The 5,615-nt window shown below is 66.2% G+C and carries 4 protein-coding genes; 3 read left to right on the top strand and 1 reads right to left on the bottom strand.

Going from position 1 to position 5,615, the window contains the following annotated elements:
* The coding region (locus KUO17_RS09900; protein WP_217975385.1) for a FecR family protein at positions 1-904 on the top strand (904 nt) is incomplete at its 5' end.
* Between the two features lie 102 nt (positions 905-1,006).
* The gene (locus KUO17_RS09895; protein ID WP_217975383.1) at positions 1,007-3,421 is read left to right on the top strand and encodes a TonB-dependent siderophore receptor; all 2,415 of its coding nucleotides are present in this window, start codon (positions 1,007-1,009) and stop codon (positions 3,419-3,421) included.
* An 80-nt stretch (positions 3,422-3,501) separates the two neighbouring features.
* Here the strand turns inward: KUO17_RS09895 and KUO17_RS09890 are convergent, their stop codons facing one another.
* Positions 3,502-4,395 carry a helix-turn-helix domain-containing protein gene (locus KUO17_RS09890; RefSeq protein ID WP_217975381.1) on the bottom strand — a complete coding sequence of 298 codons (894 nt, stop codon included), beginning with the start codon at positions 4,393-4,395 and terminating at the stop codon, positions 3,502-3,504.
* A gap of 136 nt (positions 4,396-4,531) precedes the next feature.
* Here KUO17_RS09890 and KUO17_RS09885 point away from each other — a divergent pair, with 136 nt between their 5' ends.
* Positions 4,532-5,434 (top strand): DMT family transporter, encoded by a 903-nt coding sequence (locus KUO17_RS09885; RefSeq protein ID WP_217975379.1) that lies wholly within the window; start codon positions 4,532-4,534, stop codon positions 5,432-5,434.
* Positions 5,435-5,615: the final 181 nt, after the last annotated feature.

Raw genomic sequence — 5,615 nt, 5'->3', positions numbered from 1 at the left:
GGCGCGTGCCGAGCGTGCGGACTTCAAGCGCTGGCTGCTGGCCGACCCTGCCCACGCCCAGGCCTACCGCGAGGCGCAGGCGCTGTGGCAGCAGACCGCCGCCCCCGCTGCGCGCCTGGCCGGGGAGCAGGCCGAGGCGCTCGGCCACTTGCTGCGCGCCATGGACCGTCCGGCCCGGCGCTGGCCGACGCGGCTCGCCGGTTTGGCCGTGGCCGCCAGCGTGGTGCTGAGCGTCATGCTCGGTGCCGGTTGGCACCCGGCCAACTGGGTCGATGACCTGGGCGCCGACTACGTGTCGTCGGTGGGCGCACTCAAGACCGTGACCCTGGCCGACCAGTCGCAGCTTGTACTGGACGCCGACAGCGCCATCAGCGTCGATTTCAGCCACGGTCAGCGCCAGGTGCAGGTGCGCCGTGGCGCGGTGTTCTTCCAGGTCACGCATACCGGTGCGCCGTTCACCGTGCACGCCAACGGCGGCGAAGTACGGGTGATGGGCACGCAGTTCGAGGTGCGCCGCCACGCCGATGGCGCCAGTGTCACCGTGCTGTCCGGCAAGGTCGGCGTGACCGCCGCCGATGGCCAGGCGCAGCAGGTGCTGACGGCCGGCCAGCAGGTGGCCTACGAGCACGGCAGCGCGAGCCCCGTGCACGGCGTCGACAGCGAAACCCGGCTGGCCTGGCGCCAGGGCTGGCTCAATTATTACCAGGCACCGCTGGCCCAGGTGGTCGACGAACTGTCGCGCTACTACCCGGGGCGTATCGTGCTGCTGGGCGACGGTCTGGCGCAGCGCAAGGTCAGCGGCAGCTTCCCGGCCAATGACCCGCTGGCGGCGCTGGACGCACTCGGTTCGGTGGCTGGGTTCCAGCGCAAGACGCTGTTGGGGCGGGTGACGCTGCTGCGTTGAAAAAAATTTCGGGTGCAGGTGAGGTAAGTGCATTCGGCATCCGTGTAGTGGGTGAAAGTGCGATTCATTCGCATACGGTAGGTTCACTCACAGGTCGTCGGCATGAAGTTCAGGGCAAACTCTTCGTTGGTGCGGTGCGTTTCAATCGGTCTGGGGGCAGCGGCATGGCTGCCGATGGGCGCCGGCGTGAGCCTGGCTATGGCCACGCAGCAGGTCGAGCAGGTGTACAGCTTTGCCCAGGTCAGCAAACCCTTGCCCCAGGCGCTCAATGACTTCAGCCGGGTGACCGGGCTGAGCGTGGTCTACACCGTCGACCTGCCGGGGCTGACGGCGCCGGCACTCAAGGGCACCTTCAGCGCCGACCAGGCCTTGCAGCAACTGCTGGGCAACAGCGGCTTCAGCTACCGGCGCCTGAATGCGCGCACACTCACCCTCGAGCCGCTGGCCGAGGCCGGCGCGCTGAACCTGGCGCCCACCACCGTCTCGTCGCAACAGCAAAGCGTGGGCAGCTACCAGCCGCCGACCACCAGCGCCATCATGCGCAGCCAGGTGCCCATCCTGGAGATCCCGCAGGCCATCAATGTGGTGCCGGCCCAGGTGCTTGAGGACCAGGCCCCGCGCAACCTCGACGATGCCCTGAGCAATGTCAGCGGCATCACCCAGGGCAACAACTTCGGCGGTACTTCCGACACGGTGATGAAGCGCGGTTTTGGCGACAACCGCGACGGCTCGATCATGCGCGACGGCATGCCGATCGTGCAGGGGCGCAGCCTCAACGCCACCACCGAGCGGGTCGAAGTGCTCAAGGGCCCGGCCTCGCTGCTGTACGGCATCCAGGACCCGGGCGGGGTGATCAACGTGGTCAGCAAGCGCCCGCAACTGCAGCAATACAACGCGCTCACGCTGCGCGGCTCGACCTACGGCAGCGGCAAGAATGGCAGCGGCGGCGGGCTCGACAGCACTGGCGCGCTGGGGGACAGCAACTTCGCCTATCGCCTGGTGCTCGACCATGAGGACGAAGACTACTGGCGCAATTTCGGTACCCAGCGCGAGACACTGGTGGCACCGTCGCTGGCCTGGTTCGGTGAGGACACCCAGGTGCTTTTGGCCTATGAGCACCGCGAGTTCCTGTACCCGTTCGACCGGGGCACGGCGATCAGCAATACCACCCATCACCCCTTGGACATCCCCAGCACGCGCCGCCTGGACGAGCCGTTCAACGACATGGAAGGGCGCTCGGACCTTTACCGCCTGGAAGTCGACCACCCGCTTTCGGACGACTGGAACGCTCACCTGGGCTATAGCTTCAACCGCGAGACCTACGATGCCAGCCAGGTGCGGGTGACAGGCGTGGACGCTGCCGCGGGCACCCTTTCACGCGCCCTGGACGGTACCCGTGGGGCCATCAGCAGCGACCGTTTCGCCACCGTGAGCCTTGAGGGCAAGGTACAGTTGGCCGGTATGCAGCACGACCTGCTGGTGGGTGTGGATGACGAGTTTCGCAAGGTCTACCGCGCCGACCTGATTCGCGGTGCACGCAACACCTTCAGCTATGTCGACCCGGTGTATGGCGAGGTCGAGGAGGGCACCGCAGTGTCCGATGAAAACAGCGCGCAGACCGACAAGCTGCGCAGCAACTCGCTGTTCTTCCAGGACTCGATCCACCTCGACGAGCACTGGATCCTGGTGGCGGGTGCGCGCTACCAGCAGTTCGACCAGTACGCTGGTCGTGGCCGGTCGTTCCATGCCAATACCGACACCAGCGGCCAGGCCTGGGTGCCGCGTGCAGGGCTGGTGTACAAGGTCGATGACACGCTGTCGTTCTATGGCAGCTACACCGAATCGTTCAAGCCCAATTCGAGCATTGCGCCGCTGACCGGCGGCCTGGTACTGGACGGTTCGATTGCACCCGAAGAGGGCACGTCCTGGGAGCTGGGCGCCAAGCTCGACCTGCCGGGTGCGGTCACCGGTACCGTGGCGGTGTTCGACATCACCAAGCAGAACGTGCTGGTGGCCAATTTCGACACCCTCACCCGTGAGACCGCGTACAGCAATGCCGGGGAGGTGCGCTCGCGCGGGCTGGAGATGGACCTGACGGGGCAGGTGAGCGAGCGCTGGAGCCTGATCGGCAGCTATGCCTACACCGCCGCCGAAGTGACCAAGGACCCGGAACTCAAGGGCAACCGGCTGCAGAACGTGGCGCGCCATACCGGCTCGTTGTCGGCGGTGTATGAGGTGGGCAGCCTGTTCGGTGGGGACCGCCTGCGGGTGGGTGCCGGGGCACGGCATGTGGGTGAGCGGGCGGGCAACGCCGAGAATGATTTCGAGCTGCCGGCCTACACCGTGGCCGATGCGTTTGCCACCTATGAAACCCGCATGGACGAGCACAAGGTGCGCTTTCAGCTGAACGTGAAGAACCTGTTCGACAAGACCTACTACAGCTCGGCGGTGAACCGCTACTTCGTGGCGGTGGGGGAGTCGCGGCAGGTGAGCCTGTCGAGCACGCTGGAGTTCTGAGGGTGGTGTAGGGGCTGGGCCGGCCCCTTCGCTGGCAAGCCAGCTCCCACAGGGTGATCACTGAGCTTGAAGGCGGTGGATTAGCTGTGGGAGCTGGCTTGCCAGCGAAGGGCCAATCGGTATTCCCCCGGCGTAGCGCCCACTGCCTGGCGGAACCGGTTGCTGAAATGGCTGGCACTGGCAAAGCCGCACGCCAGGGCCACCTCGCCCAGCGCCAGGTCGCCACAGCGCAGCAACTGGCGCGCCTTGGCCAGGCGCCGCGCCAGCAGGTACTGGTGCGGCGGCACACCAAAGCTTTCGCGGAACATCCGCGCAAAGTGGTATTCGGACAGGCTGCACTGCAGCGCCAGTTCACCCAGACTGATCGCCTGCTCCAGGTGCGCCTCGATGTACTCGGCCAACTGGCGCCGCTGATGTGCCGCCAACCCGCCCTTCAATCGCAGCCCGTTGCGCTGCCCTACCTGGCTGAGCAGCGCATGGTCGAGCATCGCGTGGGCCAGGCTGCTGGTCAGCAGGCGCTCGCCAGGCTCGCTCCAGTTCAGCGCGATCAGGCGGCGAAAACGCCGGGCCTGCTCGGGGTCGTCGATAAAGGTCGCTTCACGCAACTGCAGCTCACGCGGTTCGCGGTCCAGCAGGCGGATGCAGCCCAGCGCGAACTGCTGCTGGCTGATGTACAGGTGGGCCAGGCGGATGCTGCCGTTGATCACCCAGTTCGAGGCGTGCTCGGCCGGCATGATGCACAGCTTGTCGGGCCCGCCCTTGGCGGCCGGGCGATCACGGCGGAAGGTGCCGGTGCCTCCGGCGATGTAGCACGACAGCGTGTGGTGGCTGGGCGCTTCGTAGTCGCGGGCATCGTGGCGGTTGTTCCACAGGGCTGCAGCCATGCCGTCACCGAGCAGCGCACTGTGTTCCAGGCGGGCATGGGGTGAGGCGTGCATGGCTTGAAAGATCTGCAGCTGGTCCAGCGGGTTCATTGATCGCTACCTCTGGGGCCAATCCTACCCCGGGTGGCAGCGCCTGGCAGCCCTGTGCCGACAAAAACCGCAAGTTTGTGCAAGCGCGCTGCCGGCAAGGGCCGGACACTGAAGGCCATCGTGAGGAGCCTGTGCCATGAACCTGTCGTTATACCTGTTGACCGTACTCATCTGGGGTACCACCTGGATCGCCCTCAAGTGGCAGTTGGGCGTGGTGGCCATCCCGGTCTCGATCGTCTACCGCTTTGCCCTGGCGGCGCTGGTGCTGTTCGCGATCCTGCTGATCGGGCGGCGCCTGCAGGTGATGAGCCGGCGCGCGCACCTGATCTGCCTGGCTCAGGGGCTGTGCCTGTTCTGCGTCAACTTCATGTGCTTCCTGACGGCCAGCCAGTGGATTCCCAGCGGCCTGATCGCGGTGGTGTTCTCTACCGCCACGCTGTGGAATGCACTGAACGCACGGGTGTTCTTCGGCCAGAAGGTCGCGGCCAACGTGCTGGCCGGTGGCGCGCTGGGGCTGGGTGGGCTGGGCCTGCTGTTCTGGCCTGAGCTGTCCGGGCATGCAGCCAGCCGCGAGACCCTGATCGGCCTGGGCCTGGCACTGCTGGGTACGCTGTGCTTCTCGGCCGGTAACATGCTGTCGAGCCTGCAGCAGAAGGGCGGGTTGCGGCCGATGACCACCAATGCGTGGGGCATGTTGTACGGGGCGGCGATGCTGGCGATGTACTGCGTGGTCAGCGGCATCCCGTTCGCGATGGAGTGGAACACGCGCTATGTGGGCTCGTTGCTGTACCTGGTGATACCCGGCTCGGTGATCGGCTTTACCGCCTACCTCACGCTGGTGGGGCGCATGGGCCCGGAGCGCGCGGCGTATTGCACGGTGCTGTTCCCGTTGGTGGCGTTGAATGTGTCGGCGTTCTACGAGGGCTACCAGTGGACGGCCCCGGCGTTGTGCGGGCTGGTGCTGGTGATGCTGGGCAATGTGCTGGTGTTCAGGAAGGGGCGGGTGACGAGGCAGGGAGAGGTTGTAGCCGTGCGGTAGTTGGCAGCCTTGCGGGCCGCTTCGCTGGCAAGCCAGCTCCCACAGGGTTTGTGTGCGCCCGCTGAACCCGGTGGGAGCTGGCTTGCCAGCGAAGAGGCCGGCTTTGCTGGCGCAAATTCCCCACCAACTGTCATCTTCGTTCCAAGCCGCGCGCTTCTAGGCCTATAATGGACACCTTTTT

Origin of the sequence: Pseudomonas aegrilactucae (assembly GCF_019168305.1) — a bacterium.
Classification (GTDB): Bacteria; Pseudomonadota; Gammaproteobacteria; order Pseudomonadales; family Pseudomonadaceae; genus Aquipseudomonas; species Aquipseudomonas aegrilactucae.
This window is presented reverse-complemented; position numbering and strand designations above follow the sequence as displayed.